General features: G+C 42.8%; 18 protein-coding genes and 1 pseudogene. 5 read left to right on the top strand and 14 right to left on the bottom strand.

Annotated features, from left to right (window positions below):
- Positions 1-206 precede the first annotated feature (206 nt).
- From R7H07_RS05380 to R7H07_RS05370, 3 genes are all read left to right on the top strand, one after another.
- Positions 207-1,946, top strand: coding sequence for an ABC transporter transmembrane domain-containing protein (locus R7H07_RS05380; protein ID WP_065274505.1), 1,740 nt, complete (start codon positions 207-209; stop codon positions 1,944-1,946).
- Positions 1,947-1,949: 3 nt separating this feature from the next.
- The gene (locus R7H07_RS05375; protein WP_065274504.1) at positions 1,950-3,725 is read left to right on the top strand and encodes an ABC transporter transmembrane domain-containing protein; all 1,776 of its coding nucleotides are present in this window, start codon (positions 1,950-1,952) and stop codon (positions 3,723-3,725) included.
- A gap of 251 nt (positions 3,726-3,976) precedes the next feature.
- Positions 3,977-4,525 carry a hypothetical protein gene (locus R7H07_RS05370; RefSeq protein WP_005377712.1) on the top strand — a complete coding sequence of 183 codons (549 nt, stop codon included), beginning with the start codon at positions 3,977-3,979 and terminating at the stop codon, positions 4,523-4,525.
- A gap of 42 nt (positions 4,526-4,567) precedes the next feature.
- Here the strand turns inward: R7H07_RS05370 and R7H07_RS05365 are convergent, their stop codons facing one another.
- The 8 genes from R7H07_RS05365 to R7H07_RS05330 all read right to left on the bottom strand — a co-directional run bounded on the left by R7H07_RS05365 (position 4,568) and on the right by R7H07_RS05330 (position 15,213).
- The gene (locus tag R7H07_RS05365; RefSeq protein WP_206959205.1) at positions 4,568-6,790 is read right to left on the bottom strand and encodes a TonB-dependent siderophore receptor; all 2,223 of its coding nucleotides are present in this window, start codon (positions 6,788-6,790) and stop codon (positions 4,568-4,570) included.
- A gap of 199 nt (positions 6,791-6,989) precedes the next feature.
- On the bottom strand, positions 6,990-8,966 hold the full coding sequence (gene fhuB / locus R7H07_RS05360) for a Fe(3+)-hydroxamate ABC transporter permease FhuB (protein ID WP_065274502.1): 1,977 nt from the start codon (positions 8,964-8,966) through the stop codon (positions 6,990-6,992).
- The gene (locus R7H07_RS05355) at positions 8,963-9,847 is read right to left on the bottom strand and encodes an iron-siderophore ABC transporter substrate-binding protein (RefSeq protein WP_005377718.1); all 885 of its coding nucleotides are present in this window, start codon (positions 9,845-9,847) and stop codon (positions 8,963-8,965) included. Before R7H07_RS05355 ends, fhuB begins: the two co-directional genes overlap by 4 nt.
- 11 nt (positions 9,848-9,858) lie before the next feature.
- Positions 9,859-10,623 carry an ABC transporter ATP-binding protein gene (locus tag R7H07_RS05350; RefSeq protein ID WP_005377721.1) on the bottom strand — a complete coding sequence of 255 codons (765 nt, stop codon included), beginning with the start codon at positions 10,621-10,623 and terminating at the stop codon, positions 9,859-9,861.
- A 324-nt stretch (positions 10,624-10,947) separates the two neighbouring features.
- Positions 10,948-11,166, bottom strand: coding sequence for a hypothetical protein (locus tag R7H07_RS05345; protein WP_005377723.1), 219 nt, complete (start codon positions 11,164-11,166; stop codon positions 10,948-10,950).
- Positions 11,167-11,253: 87 nt separating this feature from the next.
- Complete coding sequence (locus tag R7H07_RS05340; RefSeq protein WP_206959203.1) at positions 11,254-12,378, bottom strand: HD-GYP domain-containing protein; 1,125 nt, start codon at positions 12,376-12,378, stop codon at positions 11,254-11,256.
- Positions 12,379-12,652: 274 nt separating this feature from the next.
- A complete protein-coding gene (locus R7H07_RS05335; protein WP_033905238.1) occupies positions 12,653-13,858 on the bottom strand; it encodes an aromatic amino acid transport family protein in 1,206 nt (401 codons plus the stop codon).
- 161 nt (positions 13,859-14,019) lie between these two features.
- Entirely contained in the window at positions 14,020-15,213 is a 1,194-nt protein-coding gene (locus R7H07_RS05330) for an iron-containing alcohol dehydrogenase (RefSeq protein WP_206959201.1), read from the bottom strand.
- Between the two features lie 629 nt (positions 15,214-15,842).
- Here R7H07_RS05330 and R7H07_RS05325 point away from each other — a divergent pair.
- Positions 15,843-17,108 carry an HD domain-containing phosphohydrolase gene (locus tag R7H07_RS05325; RefSeq protein WP_025766702.1) on the top strand — a complete coding sequence of 422 codons (1,266 nt, stop codon included), beginning with the start codon at positions 15,843-15,845 and terminating at the stop codon, positions 17,106-17,108.
- A gap of 54 nt (positions 17,109-17,162) precedes the next feature.
- Here R7H07_RS05325 and R7H07_RS05320 read toward each other — a convergent pair whose 3' ends face one another.
- On the bottom strand, positions 17,163-17,765 hold the full coding sequence (locus R7H07_RS05320; protein WP_005377733.1) for a 2OG-Fe(II) oxygenase: 603 nt from the start codon (positions 17,763-17,765) through the stop codon (positions 17,163-17,165).
- 160 nt (positions 17,766-17,925) lie between these two features.
- Positions 17,926-18,696 carry a TerC family protein gene (locus R7H07_RS05315; RefSeq protein ID WP_042522881.1) on the bottom strand — a complete coding sequence of 257 codons (771 nt, stop codon included), beginning with the start codon at positions 18,694-18,696 and terminating at the stop codon, positions 17,926-17,928.
- A 411-nt stretch (positions 18,697-19,107) separates the two neighbouring features.
- Here R7H07_RS05315 and R7H07_RS05310 point away from each other — a divergent pair, with 411 nt between their 5' ends.
- Entirely contained in the window at positions 19,108-20,046 is a 939-nt protein-coding gene (locus tag R7H07_RS05310) for a LysR family transcriptional regulator (RefSeq protein ID WP_206959199.1), read from the top strand.
- Between the two features lie 19 nt (positions 20,047-20,065).
- On the opposite strand, the gene R7H07_RS05305 is transcribed toward R7H07_RS05310, so the two are convergent.
- From R7H07_RS05305 to R7H07_RS05290, 4 genes and pseudogenes are all read right to left on the bottom strand, one after another.
- Positions 20,066-20,947 carry a YjjW family glycine radical enzyme activase gene (locus R7H07_RS05305; protein ID WP_025998565.1) on the bottom strand — a complete coding sequence of 294 codons (882 nt, stop codon included), beginning with the start codon at positions 20,945-20,947 and terminating at the stop codon, positions 20,066-20,068.
- A 22-nt stretch (positions 20,948-20,969) separates the two neighbouring features.
- On the bottom strand, positions 20,970-22,511 hold the full coding sequence (locus R7H07_RS05300) for a YjjI family glycine radical enzyme (RefSeq protein WP_206959197.1): 1,542 nt from the start codon (positions 22,509-22,511) through the stop codon (positions 20,970-20,972).
- 212 nt (positions 22,512-22,723) lie between these two features.
- Positions 22,724-23,347, bottom strand: a complete 624-nt coding sequence (locus R7H07_RS05295) for a LysE family translocator (RefSeq protein ID WP_005377741.1) — start codon at positions 23,345-23,347, stop codon at positions 22,724-22,726.
- Between the two features lie 202 nt (positions 23,348-23,549).
- Positions 23,550-24,767 (bottom strand): annotated as a pseudogene (locus R7H07_RS05290) (HD-GYP domain-containing protein).
- Positions 24,768-25,007: the final 240 nt, after the last annotated feature.

Raw genomic sequence — 25,007 nt, 5'->3', positions numbered from 1 at the left:
CTCCAAAACCACCATTAACAACTATTTCACATAATGTCGTCGCACAGTTAGCTCATAGAGATAAAACCAGTAATTTGCGCCGACACATGGCTATAATTGAAACAATCTATCGTTTTTAAACCCGCCTATAACTTGTGCTTGTAAACTCATCATTTCGCTCAATAATAGTTCTATAACAAATTCAATAATTTAAAGCGGGAGGCGTAATGAGAATATTCTGGCAGCTACGTTGGTATTTCCAACAAAAGTGGAGGCACTATGTCGGATCCATTCTGCTTTTCGCTGTGATATCAGCACTACAGCTTGTTCCGCCCAAAGCAGTTGGCATCATCGTTGATGGCGTCGTAGACAACACTTTAGATACAAATACGCTGATTCTATGGCTCTCAGGGTTAACTGTACTGATCTTTACCATTTATGGGTGTCGCATCTTATGGCGAATTTGGCTTTTCGGCGCAAGCTGGGAGCTCGGGACCATTCTACGTAACCGTCTATATAGGCATTTATCGACACAGCCACCTCGTTTTTTTGAACGTTACAAGACGGGGGATCTGATGGCTCGTGGCACTAATGATGTGCGTAATATCGTTATGACAGCCGGCGAAGGGGTTTTAACCGCCGCAGACTCTTTGATCACTGGTATTGCGGTTTTAATCATTATGGTAACGCAAGTAAGCTGGAAGCTCACCGTAATGGCGCTTCTTCCAATGCCATTTCTTGCCATCATCATCTTCTTTATTGTGCGTATCCTACATCAACGCTTTCGTGTCGCTCAGGAAGCCTTTTCTACCATGTCAGACATGACACAAGAGTCACTTAATGGCGTGCGAATGCTGCGTGCTTTCGGATTAGAAAACCAAGAGCAGCAACGTTTTGAAGAGGTTGTGGATGATACTGGCGAAAAGAACATCGCTGTCGCAAGAGTCGATGCTAGATTTGACCCGGCAATTCAGTTAACCATCGGTCTTTCTTTCCTTCTTAGTGTCGCTGCTGGTGCTTACCTTGTTGATAAAGGTGAGATCACGCTTGGTGATCTGACCGCATTTACGATGTATTTAGGGTTGATGATATGGCCGATGCTGGCATTCGCATTCCTATTTAACATTTTAGAAAGAGGCTCTGCTGCATGGAACCGATTACAAGAGATCTTTGATGAAAAGCCAGAAATTATCAGTGGCAATAAGCCAATAGAAAATAAACCACTTCCGTTAAAAATTGATATCGACGATTTCCATTGGTCTAGTGATTTACCGCCCGCTTTGACGGAAGTAAACATCGAACTGGAACCCGGAAAAATGTTGGGAGTTGCAGGGCCGGTAGGAAGCGGAAAATCGACCCTGTTAACACTACTTTTGCGTCAACATGATTTAGAAAACGGCTCAATTAAATTCGGTGATGTCGAGATCAAGGATGCCCTACTTCCACAGTGGCGAAACCGCTTTGCTGTCGTTAACCAAAGTCCGTTTCTATTCTCCAAATCTATCTTCGACAATATTGCCTTAGGCAACCCTAATGCAGAGAAAGAAGAAGTCTATAGAGCAGCAAAGTTAGCCTGTATACATGACGATATTGAGAAGTTTCCTGAAGGCTACCAAACAGAAGTTGGTGAAAAAGGCATTACACTCTCCGGCGGGCAAAAACAACGTATTGCGATAGCACGCGCTATGCTGCTGAATGCCCAAGTGTTGGTTTTGGACGATGCACTTTCCGCTGTTGATGGACGGACCGAACATCAAATCCTTAAGAATTTGGAAACACACTACCGTGATCAAGCCCTAATCGTTATTGCACACCGCCTCACCGCATTGGAAGCAGCAGACGAGATCATTGTCTTGAATCACGGCCACATTACTGAACGTGGGCAACATAGCGCTTTATTAGCGCATCAGGGATGGTACGCCGAAATGTTCGAGTACCAAAAACTAGAACAGGCGATGGAGGAATAATGAATGAACCAGACCAGCACGTTTAAACGGTTAATGTCTTACCCATTATCTCAACCAAAGCCAATGACTAAAGGACTCGCCTTGCTGTTTATTGCAGCGTTAGCTAGCGCCGGCGGCCCTTGGTTGATTCAATATTTCATTGATGAGCACATCGCTAAAGGTGACTATTCACAAAATGTTCTGATTTCGCTAGCAGTAGGTTATATCGCTCTTCAGATCGTATCGGCAACATTCCAGTATTTTCAGTCATTGCAATTTAGCATTGTCGCGGCTAACACGATCAAAGCGATTCGTAAGCAAGTATTTTCTGGCGTGATTAAGCAGCCGTTATCTGCGTTTGATTACACTCCTGCTGGAAAATTGGTGTCGCGAATCACCAACGATACGGAATCTTTACAGCAATTTTATGAGCTTTTGATCGCGACCGTGGTGAAAAACGTGGTCATGATTGTCGTAATGCTTGGCGTTATGTTTTTCATGAGTTGGAAGCTCACACTCGTTGTGCTTGCATTGCTGCCGATCGTCATCGGCTTTATGTACTTGTTTAAGCAACTAAGTACAGAAAGCTACCGAAAGATGCGTGACCTATTGACCGATATAAATGCGAATCTAAGTGAATCCATTCAAGGGATGAGTGTCATTCAATTAATGCAACAAGAAGAGCGTTTTAATAAACAGTTCAACGAGCTAACCGCAGAGCATCTGGTGGCATCTAAACGAGTGATTCGGCTAAACGGCTATCTGCTAAGACCATTAATGGACTTGCTCGCTGGTCTTGCGTTGCTTTGCTTGGTTGCGATCTTTGGTTTTAATGGTATTGAGTTGATTGGTGTGGGGGTACTGTATGCATTTATCAGTTATCTTGCGCGAGTTACTGAACCACTAATTGAGATGACTCAGCAACTTGCTCTACTTCAGCAGGCGTTAGTATCAAGCGAACGTGTTTTTGAATTGATTGATGCGAAAGAACAAACTTACGGGGACGATCATCAACCATTAAGGTCAGGTGCTATCGAACTTAAAGACCTCACATTTAGCTACGATGGTAAACAGGACGTATTAAAAGACATTTCGTTGAAGGCCAACCACCAAGACTTTATCGCGCTTGTCGGGCATACAGGAAGCGGTAAAAGCACATTAGCGTCACTGTTAATGGGCTTTTATCCAACGCAATGTGGTGAACTGCTCATAGATGGTCGTCCACTTAAAACATTAGGGAAAGACGTACTTCGCAAAGATGTGGCAATGGTCCAACAAGATCCACATATTCTCCCTGCTTCAGTCAGAGAAAACATCTCTCTCAGTCGGGCGGTTGATGACAATCAAATATGGGATGCGTTAGACAAGATAGGTTTGGCAGAACAAATTCATCGTTACCCTAACGGACTAGACACGCAGTTAGGTCAAGGCGAAACTAATTTATCTGCGGGTCAGAAACAGCTTTTGGCGTTAGCACGTGTGCTTGTGGTAAAACCTAAGATATTGATATTAGATGAAGCAACCGCAAATATTGACTCAGGAACAGAGGCTTTAATCCAAAAGAGCTTGGCGGTACTCAGACAAGACATGACGCTCGTTGTTATTGCTCATCGGCTTTCAACTATCCTAGATGCAGACCAAATCATTGTTCTTCATCATGGGGAGTTAGTCGAAAAAGGCACACACAAAGCACTCTTAACGCAAAATGGTCGTTATGCTCAAATGTATCAGTTACAGCAAGCAAACCGACATCTACAACAGATTGAAGAAGACACCAAGCAACTCGAAGAAGCGGTGTGATTTTATGCCCGTGCCTTCTTTTTATTTAGTCGGCCTGGGCATAATTCGTGTAACTTCAAAATTTAACCTTGTTAGCTTCCAATTTCTTCATAATGTGAACTAATTTTCTATTTCTTACCTATTATTGACATAACCCCTCGCTATATCACGCAAGGTCGTTGTAAAATCGTACGGTACTTAAGTCTACTGCCTGTGGCATTGGGCTGAATTCCGCTTTCTAATTATGCACATTAATCTCATGACACAAGTCCATGGACAAAGATAAGTTTACTAACATCTATCGCTTGCCTGGTTCGATTCAAATTCGTATCGGTAAATGGCAAAAGACGTTCCGCGGCACCTCTGATTTAGTTTTACATCAGGCGCTAATGGAGCGTAATAAGCAATTTAAGAAGCCAGACTTTTTACCTAAAGGCTGGTGTGTCACTCCTATTGATGAAAACGACATTACCATTACGCATCACGGTAAATATATCCAAACCGTTATGCGCACAATGCTGGACAGAAAGGTCTCATACAAGCGACTGTTCCTATCTCGGATGAGTCTCGAAGATGGTGAAAAAGTGCTCCACAATTACAAGCTGGAGTGGGTAAGAAAACATAACCAGATCGCCAAAAAGTACAATCAAATTAAAAAGAAACAATATATGAACTTTGCAAGAGAAGAAGAGGAAACCCTCTACCCTTCGATTCCAAAGGGTGAGTTTGACAAAACATTATGGAACAAACTTGTCGTATCATCGTTTGGCCCGCAGAAAAAGTACAAAAACCCGCACTTTGTCCGTAAAGCCGATTTCTAAATAAACACCCCTAAAGTTAGGGGTGTTTATTTATACGTTAACTCACCAGTCGTAAGTTAAACTTGCAATAACATTTTGTCGGTCGCCATACCAACAAAAGCCATCACATGTCGCTATGTACTTTTTATCCGCGATGTTTTTAGCTGCGACTTGTAACTTGTAGTCGCCGATTCGATAACTGACCGTCGCATCCATTAAGAAATAACTTGGTACTTTTAGTCTCTCTTCATTGTCTCCGTATGACTCACCTGTATAGCGCGCGCCTAAGCCAACAGCAAAGCCATCAAGAGGTCCATCAAAGAAACGATAATGTGCCCAAGCTGATGATACGGTATTAGCCACTTGGGAAGGTGTTTTGCCAACCCATGCCTTATTGATGTCTTCTTTTATCTCTGCATCAACGTACGCAATGTTCCCGATCAATGTTAAGGATGGTGTCACATTAGCTACAGCTTCAAACTCAACGCCGTTATTTTCTATTTTTCCTATTTGCGTTAATTCACTCAAGTAGATACGAGCCAAGTTTTCTTTTGTTGCCCGATACGTTGCAATATTGAAATAACCATCAAATGAATCCGGTTGGTATTTCATACCGATTTCAAATTGATCACCGCTTTCAGGCTTCGCTGGCTTACCATTGCTGTCTTCTTGAATAATTGGATCAAAGTACTGAGAGTAACTAAAGTATGGCGTGAAGCCAGAATCAGAAATATAAGCCGTTCCCACGCTAAACGTCCACTCTCCATTATCGACTTTCGTGCGAGCACCCGTGGTAACATTATGTACTTCATTACTTGTATCGTCGTAACGTGCGCCCAATAACATCGCCCATTTATCGTTGATCAGCATATGATCTTGAAAGTAGACGCCGAGCTGCTGATTATCGATTTTCGTTCTTTGCTTATCGGTTTCGCTCAATGGTTGTAGCGTATTCGGATCGAGTAACATTATGTTATCCGAATAAGTAGGATTAAATACATTAAACCTAGGATCGGGCAAAGCTCCCATTGGTGTGTTTAATAATGCATTACCATTAGCAACTATAGGGTCATTGGCAAAATCTTTACCATCGATACTGATCATTTGAAAATCTATGCCCAACATCAAGTTATGCTCAACACTTCCCCAATTTACTTGGTGCATCAAACGATTATCGATATTAAAAGCATCAGATGACCCATCTTCTGTTGAAGCACCCCGAAGTATGGTTTTGCGTTCATTTGATGGGTCCAAAGCCGGCCCCAACGCAGGCACGTCAGCCGAGTAAACGTACGAATACATTTGTCTTAGCTTAACATCCATTTCGCTGTAACGAGCTGCTTGAACAAATGAAGTGGTATCATTAAATGCATGAGAAAACTCATAGCCTAAAGACACCTGCTCACGCTCAAACGTCTCCCAGTTAGGATTGCCTATCGCTAAACTATCACTGATCTTTCCATTTTTGTTTGGCGTTAACGTTCCTTCAACTGGCAAAAATTGCAGATAAGGATCTGAGTCGTCTTTTTGATAGCTCGTTAGAAAGGTAATTTCAGACGCCTCATTAAATTTGTACGTCATCGATGGAGAGAGAAGAATGCGCTCTGCTTCTACCCCACTAATTCTCGTCCCATTTTTTCTCGCTAACCCTTGAAAGCGGAAAGCTAGCTGCTCACTCACCTCAGAGTTTACGTCAAGAGAAAGTTGTTTACGGTCTTCAGAACCGTACTCCAAAGATACAAGTCCTGACCCCCCATCAAATTGAGGTCGCTTACTGACAACATTGATGACCCCACCAGGAGGGTTTTGCCCATAAAGAACAGACGCTGCACCACGTAAAACTTCAACCCTCTCTAACGCAAACGGATCTATTTGCCAACTATAGAAGCCAGAAGAATATAAACGGGTACCATCTTGATACAACCCACTGTTCGCCTGTTTAAAACCACGAATAATAAACCAATCTTGCTTGTTATCTTCGCCGAAATAATTAGTTTGAATGCTTGGTGTGTACTGTAGTGCGTCAGAAATGCTAATAGAGGCACGATCATCCATTTGCTCTCGCGTAACAACAGACACCGCTCTTGGAGTCTCATTGATAGCAATATCAGTTTTCGTCGCTGCCCGACTCTTCGCTCCGAGATAACTAAAATCTGGACCAACTGCACTGTCTTGCTGCTGTCCAATCACAACTATATTTTCATCTTCCTGAGCCAAGACATTTGGCGTTGATACAGCTAATACAACCGCCATCGACGTTGGTGTCAGCATAAACTGCCGAGTCATATTCTCTCCTTTTTGTCGGCAGCCAAACCAACCCTTCATGACTTCAGCGACCGCTGAAAGAAAAGCGAGTTACGGCATCGCCAGTTGTTTCCGTAAAAGACAAACCAGAGGTTTTGCATAAAGCACTCGCATAGGTTACGAATGCCACTACGAGTGCTTATTTGTATAAGTACTTTCTTGGTTGAGGCTTAGCTCATTTCTATAAGCGGCGTAAACCCCACATTAAATACAAACCGCCAATGAGAGACGCCATAAGCCCTGTTGGTATTTCTTGCGGGTAAAGGATCTGTCGTCCCAACCAATCAGCCAACAACATCACCCCTGCCCCCAGTATCGCGGCGCATAACATGTGTTGTGACGCTTTGTTAAAACCAAATAAGCGAGCTAAATGCGGAGCCAACAACCCAACAAAGCTAATCGGGCCAACAACCAATGTCGCACTGACCGTGAGACAAGCAACTAAAAGAAGCAGTATTGCGCGTGAACGATCAACTCGAATTCCAAGTGCTTTAGAGGAAGCGGCACCGACAGGAAGAATATCTAGCCATCTTACGCAGAGAAAACTCAACCCTATAAAGACAAGCGCAGATAAAGACAATGGGAGTAACGTTTCAACCGAAACATAGTAGGTAGACCCAGACAACCAAGCCAATGCTTGATAACTTCTTGGGTCACCAGTGGCTAGAATAAAGCTCTGTATTGCATTCATCAGTGCGGTTATTGCAATACCAGTCAACAAAATACGCTCCGGCTGAAAGCCTGACTTACGGTTTAGCAGCACAATGACTAATACCGTCGCTAATGCGCCTACGAGCCCGCCTAGAGAAAGAGTGAAAATTGACGAACCAAACCCAGTAAACATCGCGATGATCAATCCCATCGCTGTCCCTGAACTGATACCGATCACTTCAGGACTTGCCATTGGGTTTCCACTTAGGCGTTGAATCATGGTTCCAGCAATCGCTAACATTGCCCCCGCAATTGCTGCTGCAAATAATCTAGGTGCGCGCCATTCCAAAAAAATCCAATTTTGGCTAGCAAATAAATTTGTCCACCCTTCATTTTGCACAGCAACCGTGGCAAAAAGAACAACAGAAATTAACGTGCCGATCAACGCCAATGAGATCGCTTTAGGGTTTAGCCTGTAAACATGTTGACGGTGTCGAGTTAACACTGTTTGAGTATGGCTCTGCGTCTTTTGTGATAAGCGAGGTAACAGCCATAACAGTAGCGGAGCGCCCAGTGCAGCGGTTGCTGCTCCCGTTGGTATAAAACTCGCCATTAGCCCCGGCAGTTGCTGAATAACCAAATCGGTTAAAGTCAATAACATGGCACCAATCAGCATTGATACCCAAAGCTTATGCTGGATTTTATTGATACCTATCAATCGAGTAATCGCTGGCGCCGCTAACCCGATGAAACCGATGATTCCTACGGCAGAAACCACCCAAGAAGTGATTAACACCGCAAGCCCAAGACAGACAAAACGCAACTTAGCTAGCGAGACACCTAAACTCTTGGCACCTTGCTCGGAGAGTTCCAACAGACTTAACGGCTTTGCAATCACAAATGCAACGACCGTAGCAAGTGCGATTCGAGGGGCAAGATACGAGAAATCTCCCCATCCACTCTGAACAAGCGAACCGGCTCCCCATATCATTAACCCATTCAGCTTTTCGGTATTCATCATCAGAATAACCGTACTTAATGATGCAAAGTACAGGTTTATCACTAACCCAGAAACGACGACAACCGTTGGAGATAACGCTCGTCGCCATGACAACAGCATCACCAACCCCATCGATATCACACCGCCGATGAGAGCAACCAAATTAGGCGCGATATCCAACATCCAAGGTGCGAATAGCGTAGCTAACATCAAAGCAAAACTTGAACCGCTCGCCACACCAAGTGTCGTGGGTGAAGCGAGAGGGTTACGCAGCACTTGCTGCATCAATACCCCAGCAACCGCTAATCCAGCACCAGATATAATCGTGGTGAAGACTCGAGGCCACCAGCTAAAGTGAAGTAAAACAGAATCGATAGATTGAAAGTTAGGCTCCCATAAACTGCTTAGAGCCAACGAAAATGAGCTTACTTGGTACAATTGGAAAGCACCAATAGAAAAGGTAAATGCCGAAAGTAACACCACAAAGCTTAAAGGCATCGTTTTCATTGTGTTAACTCCTCGACCTTACTCGCCGTAACTAACTCTGCGAAACGGAGGGCTGAAGGCATAGAACCAAAACTCCAAACGGGCGCGACTTGCATGACCTTTTCACCAGATTGTTGAACAACATATTGCCAAAATGGGTCTTGAGAGAGCTGCTCCGCTCCACCATAAGGTAATGGCTCTACGATAACGATTTGAGCTTTTATGCCAGCTAACTTGTCGATGCCAACTAGGCTGAAGCCCCAGCTATTCGTCTTTTCATTCCATGCATTACTCAGCCCAATCTTTTCGATAGCCTGGGAGTAAAGACTATTTTGACCAAAAACACGTACGTGCTTTGTATCCATAAACTGAATCATTAGAAGTGGCGGCTGGCCTTTATTTATACGCTGTTTTAATAAAGACAAACGTTTTTCATATTGTTGGATAAGCGCCTCTGCTTCCGCCTCTCTTCCCAGCTCTTCACCAAACCTCCGAGTGAAACTGGTAAGTACCGACCAATCCGTAATCCCGCTTTCATATAAGTCAATCGTGGTAACGGGGGCAATATCGACTAAGCGATGCTTCATTGAGGAGAAGTACGGGGCAATAAAAATACGGTCAGGTCTGAGCTCGTAAATACGCTCTATATTGGGTTGAGTTCTTAACCCTACATCCTTAGTTTGAGGTGGTAACGGTGGCGATTTTACCCAAGCATCGTAATCTTGCCCTTGAGCAACGCCTACAGGTACGACCCCTAAAGCCAACATCGTTTCAGTTTGTGTCCAATCAACCGACATCACCCGAGGTGATGCGTCAGCTAGTGCTTGAAAAGAACTGACCAAAAGCGCACTAAGTGAGAGAGCGAAAGAGAAATGTTTAAGTCGAGTGTTTGTACTGCTCATTATTCCAACCTTTAGCTTGGCATCGCCACCGGATAACCCGCGGGGTGGTCAGAGATCATCATCTCTATCCCATATATGTCCCTCAACTTAGGTTCAGTAAACACCTGTTCAACATTGCCTTGTGCAATCAAATCACCTTGATGTAATGCAACGATGTAGTCGCAAAATCGTGCAGCCAAGTTGATGTCGTGTAATACGATAATAACGCCCAAACCCAGTTCTTGACTGAGTTTAGAGATAAGCTTCAACATATCGACTTGATGGCTGATATCTAGCGCAGACAAAGGCTCATCAAGAAGCAAATACTCGGTTTTTTGGGCTAACAGCATAGCTAGCCACACACGTTGACGCTCTCCTCCAGATAACGTGTCCACTAAGCGATCTGCGTATTTTAGTGTGCCTGTCATCGCCATTGCTTCTTCAACAATGTCGTGATCTTTCTTACTCAAACGTCCAAGTAAACCATGCCATGGATAACGACCAAAACCGACTAAATCTCGACCTAAAATACTGTCGGTCACTGGAAGATGCTGAGGCAAGTAGGCAATGTGTTGGGCAAACTTTTTCGCTGAGAGATCGTTAATGCTCGTTCCATGCAGAACCACGTCACCAGCGGTGTATGGCTGTTGCTGTGCCAGCAACTTTAACAATGTGGATTTTCCTGAACCATTGTGTCCAACAAGAGCGTATGTTTTTCCGGGTTCAAATGTCACATCAAACGCTTTTAGCAATGACTTGCCTTCAATCTCAAACTGGAGTGCTTTAGCTTCCAACATCCCTACTTCACCTAATAGCCATTTACGAATAACAGTTATTCAGAGCTCTCATTCGTTGATCACGTTTGCCGTTCTTATTCAACAGAACGATTAATAAGGGAGGTTTTATATAACAACAAAGATACAAATGCAAACCGTTGTCATTATCATTACATCAACAAGATCATTGAGAGAATTGCTAAGTGTTAGTGATAATTTGCTCTGCTGAACTTCATTAGTAAATTATAGGCAGGTCAACGAGAGCAGCGGTCTCCCACTGCTCTCGCATAAATTTGAACGAATACTGCAGCGTATGAAGAAATGAAAAATGCCGCAGTGAATACATTAATGACGAGCGTCAGCGCCAAACTCTACTTCTTTATAGATATCGGCCAGCGACTTTTTACCTTGTTTGTCTTTGGCTGAACGCTTTTTCTTAGTTTGATAATGGTATTCTTGCTCCTGAAGTGCTTGTTCGTGCTCTTTTGCTGACTCAACAAACTCAGGATTTGCAAGTGCTTGTTGGCGTAAGCGGTTTACTCTTTCAAGGGTTTCCCACAACATACTTCACCTCCAAACTTATTACTGTATATAAAAACAGTATTGTTTAAATATTCCTCCTCGTCAACATTTCAACTTTGTTACTGCTCTTCACATTAACCCCAAGCCTGTATAGTGCTCGGGATATTTGTGGATGATTTGCTTTATATAACCTTGATGCTCTCGCAGAGCATCAACACATTCTCGAGATAACCATCCCTGATATACCCATTTTTCAAGTTCTAACAATGCGTATGGGATGGACCACGCTTGTCTGTACGGATGGTGCGTCGTCATAAAATCAAAGGCATTCGCGACAGCCGTAATTTGCGCGGCGATTGGTATATCATCATTGGTTAAACCATAAGGATAACCAGTGCCATTTAAGTTTTCGTACTGATAAGTAACCATCTGCAAAAACAAAGTCACACTCGGGTGAACCGGATTTCCGATACGGGCAACTATGTCATCCGCTGAATCGATACAACGCTCAATATGTTGAATCAATATCGCCTCTTGTTCTTGAGAGTAATTTGTTCGGCGGCTAGCAATTTCAACTGGCAGCTGACTATCACCGAGCGCATGGAACTGAGCAAAAATACCAATATCTTCGACCATTTCGTCATTCAGGTGATAACGATCCGCTAACTGCGTTGCGATAATTTGACTGTAGTACTTCATGCGTTTGGTATGCGCGTAATACTCAGGTGAATATCCTGGCATCACACATTGCATTCGGTTCGCTAGCGTTTCTATCGCATTGACTACTTGAGTTTCTGATTCAACCGCAAATCGAATCATTTCGAAATAAGGTTTAAGACCATTCAGCGCTTCTAAACTAAACGCATCACGTTGAGTGGAGTTCAAAAATACAAAACCAGTAAAAGCTTTATTGTCATAACAAGGAATAGCAGCCGACGACTGATATCCGTGTTTGAGTAAAATTTGAACCCGAGGACAGTGCTTAATATCATGAAGGTCTTCGACGATACGAGGAACCGCGTTTTTAGAGGCAATATTGAGGTGGTGGAGTTTACGGAATGCTGATTCGTGATGGGCTAAACACCAAGTGTCGAACTCACTTTCTGCAAATGATTTGAGCACATCTTGGTCTGGGTGATATTTTGCAAATGACACCCTATCAATACATGGCAAGTGCGCCTGCATCCTGCCTTTTAGCGTTTGCAGTTGCTCGTTAAGCGGTTTTGCAAACGGGTAAAAACTCCGGTGCGCCATGCTTCACCTCCACACCAAAGCAGAGAAACAAGAAAAGCTCATTGTGTTGCAAATTCAATGGTATTTTGAGCGGTTTTCTCCACTTAAATTATCGATATACCACAACTTAAGTGTACGAAATAAAAGCACATTTCTACCAATTTTTTCACCGGATATCTTACGGTAATTTGATCCAGATTAAAAAAGCCAACGAGCGAAACTCGTTGGCCTAACAATACTGATTGATTACGATGGATTCAGTAACTAGAAGTTATTCAAAGAACGTTCTAAACAACTAGCCTAGAGCAGGAAGAACACCCAGCGTAATTAACACCTGAGCGAATACGATGCCAGTGCCAGCGATGCCCGTTATCACTAACGCACCTTGACCACCTGCGACGCGGTACTCCCCAGTAAAATCATCCGATTTACGAACCTTGATCACCATAACCAAAGGCAAAAAGATGGCTAAAATCGCTAAGGCAATCGCTGCATAGCCCAAAGCCATAATAAAGCCTTGAGGATAGAAAAGTGCGAAGCCTAGCGGTGGAGTAAACGTCACTAGTGCCGCAATCAAACGATTAGGCTTATCGTTACTTCCTTTGATGGTATCACCCAAAAATTCGAATAGACCCAAACTCACGCCAAGGAACGATGTCAACAATGCCAAGTCAGCAAACACACCAACAATGCTACCCAAATTTGATTGGTGTACTGTCTGAGATAGTTGACCAATCAGTGCGCTCAACCCTCCGTTCTCAACAAGCGTACTTTGGCTAACCACACCCAACGTCACGATTTGCCAAAAGATATAAATAACGAGTGGAATCGTCGAACCAATAATAACGGCTTTGCGTAAAGAAGAAGTGTCACCGTCTAAGTAATTCACAATTGCAGGTATACTTCCGTGGAAACCAAACGAAGTAAAGATCACCGGAATCGCCGCTACAACAAGGCCTTGTTCGATTGGCATACTTAACAAGTAAGATTCCGTAACGTTTGGAGCAAGAAAAGAAAGCACCGCAACCATCGCAATGAGCTTCATCGCGAACAGAACTCGGTTTACTTTATCGACCGTACCGGTACCCACTGTCACAACTAAAGTCACAATCAAGGTAAAGATTATCGTTGATGTAGGCCCTGAAATATCGAGGTCAAACCATTGTGCAAGGCGGTCTCCGAACTGAGCACCACCGCCAGCGATATACGCTGCACATAATGAGTAGAAAAGAAACAACATCGCAAAACTTGCCACCCACTTGCCTTTTTGACCTAGGATCTGTTTCGCCAAAGTATGAAGTGTAGCACTACTCTCCGCATGTTGATGAAGCTCAAGCATAAGCAAGGCAGTGAAAGCCATCAGAGCCCATAAGCCTAGCATGATGATAATAGAAGTTGAAAAACCAATGCCGGCAGAGGCAAGTGGAAGCGCTAGCATACCAGCGCCTATTGTAGTGCCCGCAATAATTAGCGTACTACCGAATACTTTAGAACGACTCATTGTATATTAATCTTTACACTTTATTAGAAATTATCAGTATTAGATCGGGCAACGGCGGACCGAAACCAACACCATATTTGTATTGCCGTCGATATTGTAGGATCTTTAGCAGAAGATCAAGCAAAGTGTAAGGATAAAAAACCACACATGTAAACTATAATTTACACCTTACTGATATTTAACAATAACTGTGTGCATTCTTCCCTGTTCATGAACTTGGGAACAGGGTAATTCCAGTGCGCCTCTTTCAGAATTAAATCAACAAGCGCATCAGCATCTTCACGTTGAATGAGCGCACTGGTTTGCTCAATATCAATAGTTGAAAACAAGGACTCCAGATTCGCCAAAAAATGCTGAGCACTTGCGTTACCTAACTGCCCCTCGGCCGTCAACTCATCGAGCTTTCTTAGTTGAGGCTCAATCTCTGATAATGAAAAGCGCAGCACAGGCAACAAGGCTAATCCGTTTGCCATACCATGAGGTATTCCATATCTCGCACCGAATGTGTGAGCAAAGGCATGAACATAACCCAAACTCGCTTTGGTAAATGCTAAACCCGCGTAATAGGATGCCATAGCCATTTTATGACGAGCTTCGACATCATCCCCTTGCATCACAGCCCTAGGAAGATATTTAAAAATGAGTTTAATAGCGGCAACCGAATAAGCCATCGTTTCTTGAGTAGCGTTTTTCGATACATAGGCCTCAATAGCATGGGTTAATGCATCAACGCCAGTATCAGCCGTGATCTTAGGAGGTAAACCAATCATTAAATTCGCATCTAAAGCTGCCATTAGTGGCACCAACTTTGGATCCATTAAAGGGGTTTTAATGTGTGAGGAGGGATCTGACACGACCGCAGCGATAGTAACTTCACTTCCGGTTCCAGCCGTTGTTGGAATAGCAAAAAGCGGCGCTGGCATTCGCCATACCTTCAATAGTCCAGCTAATTTTTTTATTGGCCGTTTATTGGTAACTTTCGCAGCGATGACTTTTGCACAATCCATTGCAGAGCCGCCACCCAAAGCTAATATGCCCTCACAATGAAAACGATGATAAGCCTCTAGACCGCTCTCTACCTGATCATAGGTAGGATCGGGCTTAACTTGCGAGAAAACATCTAACTGTAAATCGAGTTTTGCTGCAGCCTCAAGCACCTTATCTACAATACCGACTTGGACTAACCCTTCGTCGGTAACTAACAAAACGCGTTTAAATCCCAGCTCGGTCATCGATTCTAATAGCTCATTCATCGAACCAGGGCCGGAAAACAAGGTTGGTCTCGGCATAGGAAGGATAAGGGCTGCTATTTTTAACCCTGCGGTGTAAGTCCGATATAAACGATGCTTCAACATACGAAATCCTTTTCATTTAGAGCTATCATTCTAGCTACTTTTACCACCTATGCTTACTTTGCAATCACACATTTTCAATAAACTTATCTCACCAAAAAGGCTAACATCGCTGGGAAGCCGTACCATTTTATTATCTTTCCTCAACAACATGAGCTACAGAGAAAATATTTTCAACGACGCTCTATTGTCATGTTGTTAACAAGCTGCTTTACCTAATACTCTGTTAGTTACAGAGCAAGCCTCGAAGAAGTCTTCTTATTTTTTGCCTTCAAGAACAACAATATAAATTCTGTTAATCACACATCAATACCGTGTGTCTCTGGTTGAGCCCGAACACGATTTACAAAAATAAAAATAAGAATGCGTTACATCATGATTTATTGTCGTTTTCAAATAAGTCAACAAGAGCAACAATAATCTTTCAAAACTTATACTTAGTTCAAATATCTGACTCTTAACCATGAGCTTCAGGTGATATTATTATGCAACTAGGATTATTATCCCGCCCATAATCAAAACTATGTCTAAACGCCCACCTTTTTGGGGTCTATTCGCTGTCGTACCCAATTTTTCCTATCACCTTCTGATTTGGGTTTAGCGTGGGCTAATTAGCAATGTCGGTATAAACCATGAATCATTCTTGCCATTCCCATACGGACATGGGCTTTGAAGTCGATCTGAAACAAGCACTTATCTGGGTTGCTCGAGCACTCGACTATGTAGGTGTTGATGATACGCACCATAGCCATCGTGTCGCTTACATCGCTTACCAATGTGCTCGGGTCATGAACTGGGAACCAGAAAAAGCGGAGTTTTGCTACTTCGCAGGGATGATCCACGATTGTGGAGTCTCCGAAACACAAGAACATAAAATGTTACTTGAGGAGTTGGTGCCACAAGATGTAAAAACACATTGCTTAAGAGGATACCGAAGCCTCAAGCAGTGTCGTTTGTTGCGTCAGTTTGCTACACCTGTTCTTTACCACCATACACATTGGAGTGAACTAAAATATCTTGATTTACCGCCTTTTGAAAAAGAGGTCGCTGCCCTACTCTATTTAGCCGACCGTCTCGATTTTATGCGTTCCAAATACGTCATGAACTGCCACTGTGACATTGTCACACTTCATGAAGAACTAATTGCAGAATGCATCATGGCAAACGCTGGAACTTTGTTTAATCCAGACATGGCTAAGGCAATGGTTAAGCTCGTTATGACCGACGCATTTTGGTTCGCGATGGAGTCTGAAAATATAGAAACCATCGGATTAAACTTTAAAAGCATTGATTGGCTTCAAAAACAGCTCACCATCCAAGATATGAATAGTTTGGGCATGTTTATCGCTCGAATTGTTGACGCAAAAAGCCCATTTACTTATCAACATTCGCAAAAAGTGGCGGAGTTATCTCGGTATCTAGCCATCAAGCTTGGGTTCTGTGAGCACGACCAAGAGATGTTATTTATTGCTGGGTTGGTGCATGATATCGGAAAGTTAAAAACACCAGATGAGATTCTTCATAAAGAAGGCTCTCTTAATAAACAAGAGTATACGCGTATTAAACGCCATACAATTGATACTCAGCTCGCATTACACAAAGTGTTTCCCAACGCTAAAATAGCGGAGTGGGCCTCTAATCATCACGAGCGTTTGGACGGTTCTGGCTATCCTTATCATAAAACAGGAGACGAACTCGATGTACCATCGCGTATTGTCGCGGTTGCCGATGTTTTTCAAGCTCTGTCTCAGGACCGTCCCTACCGCGGACGAATGGCTCAAGCACAAATCGCCGCGATTATGGGTGAGCAAGTCGCTAAACAAGAACTTTGTTCTGACGTCTATGCAGTGCTAGAGCGAAACATGACCGAGTGTTACGAGCTATCAACTAATGTTTAATCGATAAAGGGCGTATCTACGCCCTTTGCTGATTTTATGCTGGTTGCAAACCAATCATTTTGCAATATCAAGTACATTGTCTCGCACACCATTGATTCTGAACCAACCTGCAATGCTGAAACGCTCAGCATTGGTCGGTAAAACCTCATGCGGGAATTGCTCAGATAAGAATAAAAGTAAGCGTCCCGATTGAGGAGGGATGGTTGCTATCTTATTATCATTTAGATCGTAAACCACCAATTCACCTGCATCCTTTTCCGTCCAAGATTCGTTCATGTAAAAAACGGTTGTCAATCGACGGTTTTCATTGCCCTTAAAACAATCTAGATGCTTTTGGTAGAAATCCCCTTCCTCGTACTTGGCAAAGTGAGCTTCATACTCAAAAAGCCCCAGAAACAAGTGACGGTTCACTTCTTGGCGTATTTCTTCCATCTTATCTAAGTAAGAAGTAACCGCGTGCCCCATATTGGGCGATAACCATTGAATTTTGTCACTTCGAATTGACTCAATACGAGTCACATCGTCATTACGACCAATACGCGCTTTTTTCCAGTTACTTGGAATGCAGTCTCGTAATTGAGCCACTTCTTGTTCAGAAAGAAAATCATCCCAGATGTAGTAGCCATGGGTTGCTAACGCATCGATCATTTTATCCATTATTGTCGTTCACTCATATTAGTTGGGCGGTCTATATAAAAAATCTTCAACCTCACAACAAATGCGATTTTTTGTCGAAACGACAACAAAATAAAAAGGGAGCAAAAATAGGTGATGACGAATATAAAAATGCCGCTCATATGAGCGGCAATATCTTTTATTATTGACGAGCTTCTAATCTCGTTGGATGAACTCGCAACGGACTAAGACGTTTAATAGTCGGGCGTTGTTTGTTTTTTAACTGGATATGACAAAGTTCCAGAATTAAGCCGAATGCCATCGCAAAGTACACATAACCTTTGTTGATATGAATTTCGAAGCCTTCTGCCATCAATAAACCACCTAACAAAACGAGGAATAACAAAGCAAGTGTCTTAAAACCAGGGTAACACGACACCAGGTTATTTATTTTTTCGGCTGTCATGACCATCACGATAGCTGACGAAACAATCGCTGCGACCATAAGTGGGACATCACTTGTCAAACCAACGGCGGTTATCACCGAGTCCATCGAGAATACAGCATCCACGGCAACAATCTGCAACAGAACTACCGCTAAACCAGTACGGGCGTGAGTTGAGTGAGCAGACTCGTTGTGATTTAACCAACTCCACAACTCTTTCAGGCTTTTAGCCAAGAGGAATGCACCACCCGCAATCATGATGATGTCTCTTCCGGTAAACGATTGTTTCGCCAAAGAAAATAGTGGTTGAGTCAGTTGCATGATCCAAGAGATTGAAAACACTAAACCAATACGAGCAATAACAGCAAGACCAATACCAAGGTTTCTTGCCAGCTTACGTTGGTGCAGCGGCAGTCTTTCACATAAGACAGAGATAAAAACGACGTTATCAACGCCTAAGACAACTTCAAGCGCAAACAAAGTGGCGAAAATAGCCCAAGCTTCTGGTTGCATAAAAAGTTCTAGCATGAGCATGTCTCCAATAATAAGAAGACATATGGTGAAGGGTTTTGTCGACTAAAGGGGTCGTCCATTAATTATTTATACCTTTGTTACTGAGGGATCATGAGTAAATCACCAAACAATCAACAAAACAATATCTATTTTAATTAACAAGGAACAAGTTTAATTCGTGTACAAATCAATCAACTCCTCCAAATTGATTAAAATTACATAGAAGCTTTAGAATTGAATAAATGAAAGCATTAAAGTCCAACAAAACTAAGATAAATTTCTAGACTTATAAGCACCATCAATCCTTATGCAACCCATTAAACGCATTGAGCTCAAAGAGAAACAGGCGTATTTCCGAGATAAACAATAGTAAAAATTTGTTTCATGCTGATATACTGCTAAAAATCATAAGAAACCATGCTATTTATGGACTACATTGCTCTTTCGCGTATAAGCCTTAAACATCTAACTGTTTTACATATGTTGTTAACCACTCACAGCGTCACACTTGCGGCAGAACGCTTGTGTGTAACACCATCGAGCGTCAGTAAAACGCTCGGACAGTTGCGCGAAACGCTAAAGGATGACCTTTTTTACCGTGATGGCACTAGCTTAGTGCCGACAGCATTTGCGCTGCATATAGGCCCGTCAATCCATGGCATACTCTCCAGTATGAATGGGTTATTACATCAAGGCTCTTTTAATCCGGCTTACTATCAAGGTAGTTTTTCATTAGCAATGCGTGAAAGTTCGTTTGAGCTCTTTGCGCCAGTTCTACAGCATCTGTCCCAACAACTGAGTAACCACGCGCACTTGAATGTCCATGCGAAAGAGGAAATGAGCTTCGATGCATTAGCAAGAGGTCAAGTGGATTTTTTGTTGCTTCCTCACGATCTCAGCCAACCACCCACACAAAATAAAGACTTGGTATGGAAAACCATTTTGAAAGACGAAATGGTTTGCTTAATGAGAGCATCGAACCCACTCGCTGAGCAACCCTTATCTGTTGAAAGTTACCTTTGTGCAAGACACATCGGTATTCATGATAAAGATCTGTCACAACCTTATTTTGAGCAAAATCTCACCCAAAGGCATTCAAAGCGAAACTTGGCCATGCGTGTAGCCGACTTTGGTTCAGCTGCGGTGATGTGTCAGCACTCGGATTACTTGTTCACATGCTCCAAGCTTTGGGCAAGAGCGGCAATGCAAGCAAAAGGTTTGGTTGAGCAAGCTCTTCCATTCGATTACGGACAGGTAGCCTACAGCCTCGTTTGGAACAAAGCGAGCTTAAACGATCCCGCTTTAAAATGGTTACAGCAACAATTACTCGACGCCTGCGCCATGTTAGATGCCTGTGATGCTTAAGCATAGATAAACAACGGTACTACGTGAGTACTGTCGGCACGGTGATAGGGTTACTCACGTAGCGTCGGAGCTCTGATTTTAAGCGTTTGATATCATGATGAGAGCACATATCCCAAGTTAACGCCTCCCCCACAACTCCGTGATGTTGAAAGGCATTTAAACGGATAAGCACCGATTCAGGAAGAGTACTCAAGTAACGCCCAATTGCTACGATTTCTATATCTAAATCACTTTTTTGGGGGATATGCAGTAAGCGGACCTCGTACAATTTTTCGTGTTCAACTAGGTATTGAAGGGTTTTAAATACACGATGATTATCACGCCCAGTTAGCCACTGATGCGTCTCCGTCTGCCACGCTTTCAAATCGATCATTGCGCCATCCAGAAAAGGTAGAATACGCTGCCAACCAGCAACCGCTAAAGAACCGTTACTGTCGATGAAACAAGAGAGGTGCCGTAATTCAGGATCTTGTTTTATCCCTTTAAACAGCTCAATAATGAAAGGAAGTTGTAAGGTAGATTCCCCACCGGATACTGTAACACCACTGATGAAAAAGCGATGCTTGCGTATCAAATCGAGCATTGTTACTACAGAGTAGTCAGTAATTTTTGGATTAGATTGGTTCTGACATATCTCTATACAATGATCGCAGTGGGTGCACTCCTCTTTAAGCCAAACAACGTTGTTGTTTTCGTCGAACTTCAATGCGCCTGCTGAACATTCACTCACACACTCACCACAATGATTACAATGGTTTATCGTGTGAGGATTGTGGCAGTTCAAACACTGATAGTTACAACCCTGTAGAAAGATGACTAGACGATTTCCTGGCCCATCAACACAAGAAAAAGGAAGGATACGAGTGACTTTTGCCAAAAGGCTTCCACTTCGTCTAGACATCTTGTTCTTTCCTAAACCGAACTTATGCCTGCGTGTAAGTCGGTGTTACTTCATGACTCACCACACGTGGTGAGCGTTCTAAAATTTTGGTATTTTTTGCTGCTTCTGCACCTAGAAACGTCGTGTTGGTTCTCGAACCTTCTTCATCATATTTCGCGACGTCTGAAAGTTTGATCATGTAGCCTGTCACGCGAATTAAGTCATTTGAAGTGACATTCGCGGTAAACTCACGATAACCAGCATTTAGTGCCCCTTTACATAAATTGAACATCGCTTCTGGGTTAGATTTCACCGTTTCATCAATCGTCAAAATATCGCTGATACCCGCACGATAATGCTGATGATGCTTCGCCGTTGCTTGTACATAAGTGACAGGGTCTAGCTCTGCACCATAAGGCAGACGTACACCTGGCGTAACATCATGATCTAAGCTAATGCCGCCTTGTGCATGTAAGAGCGCTTTGCCATCTAAACCATATTTCACCGGGGTTGAGTCCACCAGTTTAGCCAGTGTTGCTGAAACATCATGAGCAAAAGTATTTGCTCGATCATTTTTTCCGTATCGCCCTATTTGCCCTTCTTTTTCAAATAGAAGGTTTACCGCTTCGGCCATGCCGTAAACGCCATACATTGGCGCGAAATAGGACTCTTTTATCAACCCTTCTTGCGTCAAAAAGCCTTGAAAGAAGTTCGATTTTTCATGCAAGTGCGTGCTTCTTGCGTTTATGAGCTCGACCATTAATCGATGGTAAGAAGGCAACGCATTTAAGAAGTCGTTACAGTCTGATGCTCGTTTTGCAACTTCTTTTAAATTCATTCGCACCAATGTGTTCGAGCCACCTGCTAATGGAAGCGAGTTGTAGCAACTTACAATACCAAAGCGTGAGCCGTTGTAGGCTTTCGCGTGCATTGGGTAATTGGCGATATGCGGTTTACTGCATTCACAAATGTTCTGTGTCGCTTGACGAAGTAAATCATCAGGTGTAACTGTCTCGTCGTACATAAAGGTGAGATTCGGTGCGATCTGCTTGAGCTCCGCATCTACTTTTAAAACAGTGCGACAAATAATGTTGTCTGTCGGTCCGACATTCACATGCATAAACGCATCTGGCAATGTGCGATCCAGCATGATCCAAAAATGTTTTAACTTTTTGTAAATCTGGCTCTCTGTTAGGTCGCCTATGTAAGGCAACAAGACATCATCTAACTGGCCTAAGTAAACCGGAATGTTCGTTACCGAAGGAACATGATGGTAAATGATGGTCAGCATGTTCAACGCATCATCGAAATCATCAGCCGGAGACAACTCTAAATAGTCTGAGCCTTGCGATAGAAATTTAGCGTAATCAGGCAACACATAGCGAGGTTTAAACGGTGCATGACCTTCAAACATATCGCAGATGATGCCTTCATCCATTGCTTGTCTCAGTGATGGAGATACGGTCATGTAAGGAATGCACGCTTCCGCCTCTAAAGCTAAAAAACTCGACTTCTGTTTTGGAGAAAGACGGACGTCGGTCGCGATCTCTAGAAAACGTTGTTGTAGTTTAGAAAGGCTTGTCATCTAAGATATTCCTACAAAGTAACCACAAGCCCACAAGACAAAATACGAGCTCTACCCCTAAAGAGTAACGTGATTTTACTCCTGCTTGGCTGTTGCCACTAATGAAAATAAACAAAACGTCTATTTCCATTCTGGAAATAAGACAAAGCTAAATTAGCGCATTCCAACTTACTATATGGGAAAACCTAACTGCGTACCGAAGTCTGTCTTATTTATCGGTTTGCCGTCGACAACATCACGCCAGCACCAATAAATACTCCACCAGTCAAACGATTGAACAACTTCGCTCTTCCAGCGACAAACAACCAATCAGAGGCTTTTACCCCTAACAATGCATAAAATGTTAGCCAGCTAAGCTCAAAAACCACAAATGTAGACGCGAAAATCGCGTATTGAGCCAGTAGCGGTGCGGAAGGTTCAATGAATTGAGGAAACAAAGCGGTGAAAAAGACTATCGCTTTGGGGTTACTAGCGCCAACAATGAAACCACTAGTGAACGCGCTGAACGCTGTCGCGGAACTTTGAGTCGTTGCCGTTTTATTAAAATCTGTCTGAGATGAGCGCAACGCTTGAATACCTAACCAGATTAAATAAGCGGCACCACACCATTTGATAATATTAAAAACTAACTCAGATGAAGCAATGACAACTCCCAGCCCGGTAAATGAGAGCGTAAGGATGATCGTAATCGCAGACAAACTGCCAAGTGCAGTCATGAAAGCAATACGAAACCCACTACTCACTCCTTTACTCAAACACAACAGTGAGCTTGGTCCTGGTGAAGCAGTGAGCACGAGAATGGCAAGAGTGTAAAAAATCCATGTATCTATTTGCATTGGCATCCCTTCCAGAAAAATGAGGTTTATAGCCCATTGTGTATAGAACTATTTTATCGCCCGGTTTCTATCCATGAAGCCGAGGTCTTAATAACCATCTTGCATCTAAATAACTTAGAAAAAATTAATAGATAGTTATGCAAATAAAATACGATCTACATGCAAGGATGTAAAGCCTGTTGTATAAGCTTATCTATTTCTCTTAATCATAAAAAGGCTTAGGATCGATCTCTAACGATGAAGGCGCGATCGCTCTTTCAATTTTGTACGCACTCGTTTTTAAATCCACCATCGTGACATCAATGTATCGTTTATACTTGCGGGAGTAGAAACATTTCACTTCTGGCTTTAATGCTTGAGATTCATTTGAAGACCAAACAATACCAACACGCCCATCGTTCAACTCGACAATGGAGCCTACGGGATACATCCCAATGCAATTAATGAATTTGTAAACTAAGTCGGCGTCTAAATGAAATGGCGTTAGACTCAACAAGATTTTAAACGCTTCCGCAGAACTCATGCCTTTTTTGTAACAGCGATCAGCCGTTAGCGCATCGTAGATATCTACAATACAGCTCATACGGCCGTGAATTGGAATCTCCTCCCCCTTCAAGCCTCTAGGATAACCATTGCCATCTAACTTCTCGTGGTGCATCAAACAAACATCACGGCTTACGTCACTAAGTCCTTTTACGTGAAGGATTATCTCACCTGCGAACACTTGATGTAGCTTCATATGTTCAAATTCTTCAGGCGTTAGCTTCGCTGGCTTGTGCAAGATCTTATCATCGACTTTAATTTTACCTACATCATGAATAATGCCACCTACAGCAAGCTGTTTTAGCGTTGGCTTATCCAAGCCCAAGTACTTACCGAATGACACTAAAAGACAAGCGACATTGACGGAGTGTTCCAATAAGTAAGAGTCTTTTTTTCGGAGTGCAGAGACACACTGCAACGCATCTGAGTCAATCAAAACACTTTCAATGACATCGTCAGCCCAAGCTTCTACTTCATCAACTTCAATGATTTTTCCTTCAAAAGTTTGATTCAATAGTTTTTGCGCCAAATCTTTTGCTTCGGCGATCAACTTTTTGGCTCGCTTGTGTTGGATGTCTCTCGAACGATAAGCTCGTTGACCCCTCTTAAAATCTGAGTGTTTCTGCTCTCGCGTCTCTTTAGTGGCATCAGTTGATTCATCTACAGGCTTGAAGACACACTGCTACGAAGATAATGTTTGATCTACCCAAACATACTTTACGCCACTTGTAGCAAGCTTCTTAATGCCTTCAGGGCTAGATATCCGCCCTGCATTGGCTAAATTGACGCGCTTGTTGTGCTCTATCGCGGTAACAAACATACCAACGCCGATATCAGCGAGCGCAATTTTGATTGAGTTTTTCGGATCGTACTGCATATAAAGAAGGCTTACTCGATATTAACGTCCGCATTATAAGAGATTTGATTACTTGGCGTGATAATAAATTTGAATTGATTACAATTAATGAGCATCCTGTCAATTAATAATCGGTCGCGCTCATTAAGTCCTTTTTGTTATTATGGTTTTATCCAAGATAACATATATACAAATGACGTTAGAAAACAACACATTGATACCGACACAACTGAAAATAACTTTAGGATAATTATTCATAAA

It is taken from the genome of Vibrio sp. Vb1127, assembly GCF_033338735.1.
In the GTDB taxonomy this organism is placed as follows: Bacteria; Pseudomonadota; Gammaproteobacteria; order Enterobacterales; family Vibrionaceae; genus Vibrio; species Vibrio alginolyticus.
The sequence above is the reverse complement of the archived record's forward strand: the minus strand, read 5'-3'. Positions and strand labels throughout refer to the sequence as shown.